The 1,645-nt window shown below is 64.0% G+C and carries 1 protein-coding gene; it reads left to right on the top strand.

What is annotated here, in order from left to right:
- Positions 1-67: 67 nt before the first annotated feature.
- Complete coding sequence (gene scpA / locus NW75_RS21330) at positions 68-1,627, top strand: methylmalonyl-CoA mutase (protein WP_443024510.1); 1,560 nt, start codon at positions 68-70, stop codon at positions 1,625-1,627.
- Positions 1,628-1,645: the final 18 nt, after the last annotated feature.

Below are 1,645 nucleotides of genomic sequence, written 5' to 3'. Positions count from 1 at the left end.
ACTTCGGCTAAGCCGCTGCGCGGCTAAGCTTCGTATCCTCTCCCGATGGGAGAGGAGGAATGGACCGATGACAGACAAACCCACCCTTGAAGACTGGCAGGCCCTCGCCGCGAAAGAGGTGAAGGGGCGTGATCTGACCTGGCACACGCCGGAAGGGATCGACGTCAAGCCGCTCTACACTGCGGCTGATGTGGCAGGGATCGATCCCGGTCTGCCCGGCTTCGCGCCGTTCACGCGCGGGGTGCGCGCGTCAATGTATGCGGGGCGGCCGTGGACGATCCGGCAATATGCGGGTTTCTCGACTGCGGAAGCCTCCAACGCTTTCTACCGGCGTAACCTGGCGGCGGGGCAGAAGGGGCTGTCGGTCGCGTTCGATCTGGCGACGCATCGCGGCTATGATAGCGACCATCCGCGCGTGACCGGCGATGTCGGCAAAGCGGGCGTGGCGATCGACACGATCGACGACATGAAGATCCTGTTCGACGGCATCCCGCTCGACAAGATGTCGGTCTCGATGACGATGAACGGCGCGGTGATCCCGATCCTCGCTTTCTTCATCGTCGCGGGCGAGGAGCAGGGGGTGTCACAGGATCAGCTCGACGGCACGATCCAGAACGACATCCTCAAGGAGTTCATGGTCCGCAACACCTATATCTATCCGCCTGCGCCGAGCATGCGGATCATCTCGGACATCATCGCCTACACCTCGGCGCATATGCCGAAGTTCAATTCGATCTCGATTTCCGGCTATCACATGCAGGAAGCGGGTGCGACGCAGCTGCAGGAGTTGGCCTTCACGATCGCCGACGGGCGCGAATATGCCAAGGCTGCGATGGCGAGCGGGCTGGACCTCGATGCGTTCGCCGGGCGGCTGAGCTTCTTCTTCGCGATCGGCATGAACTTCTTCATGGAGGTCGCCAAGCTGCGCGCGGCGCGCAAGCTATGGCACCGCGTGATGACCGATCTTGGCGCCAAGGACGAGCGCTCCAAGATGCTGCGCACGCATTGCCAGACGTCGGGCGTGTCGCTGACCGAGCAGGATCCGTACAACAATGTGATTCGCACCACTGTCGAGGCGATGGCGGCGATGCTGGGGGGCACGCAGTCGCTCCACACCAATGCGCTCGACGAGGCGATCGCGCTGCCGACCGATTTCTCCGCCCGGATCGCGCGCAACACGCAGATCGTGCTGCAGGAAGAGACGGGGATGACCAAGGTCGTCGATCCCTTGGGCGGCAGCTATTATATCGAAAGCCTGACCGAGGAACTGGTCGAGAAGGCGTGGGAGATCATCCAGCGCGTCGAGGCCGAGGGCGGCATGGCGCAAGCGGTGGCGGCAGGCTGGCCCAAGGCGATGATCGAGGAAGCCTCGGCGGGCCGTGCGGCGCGGGTCGACAAGGGCGAGGACGTCATTGTCGGCGTTAACAAGTACAAGCTGGCCGAGCAGGACCCGATCGACATTCTCGATGTCGACAATGTCGCGGTACGCGAGGCGCAGATTGCGCGGATCGCCCGGGTGAAGGCCGGGCGCGATGAGGCGAAGTGCCAGGCGGCTTTGGAGGCGTTACGCGAGGGGGCGCGCGCCAATCCTCCCCGGCACGGGGAGGGGGACCCTGGAGGCATATAGCGAAGGGTGGAGGGGGCG

It is taken from the genome of Sphingomonas sp. Ant H11, assembly GCF_000797515.1.
Taxonomy (GTDB): domain Bacteria; phylum Pseudomonadota; class Alphaproteobacteria; order Sphingomonadales; family Sphingomonadaceae; genus Sphingomonas.
Note: the sequence above shows the minus strand (reverse complement) of the source record. Positions and strands in the feature narration are given on the sequence as shown.

What these genes read in the sequence shown, in the direction of transcription:
- scpA (WP_443024510.1), top strand. Translation starts at nt 68, where the DNA reads ATGACAGACAAACCCACCCTTGAAGACTGGCAGGCCCTCGCCGCGAAA.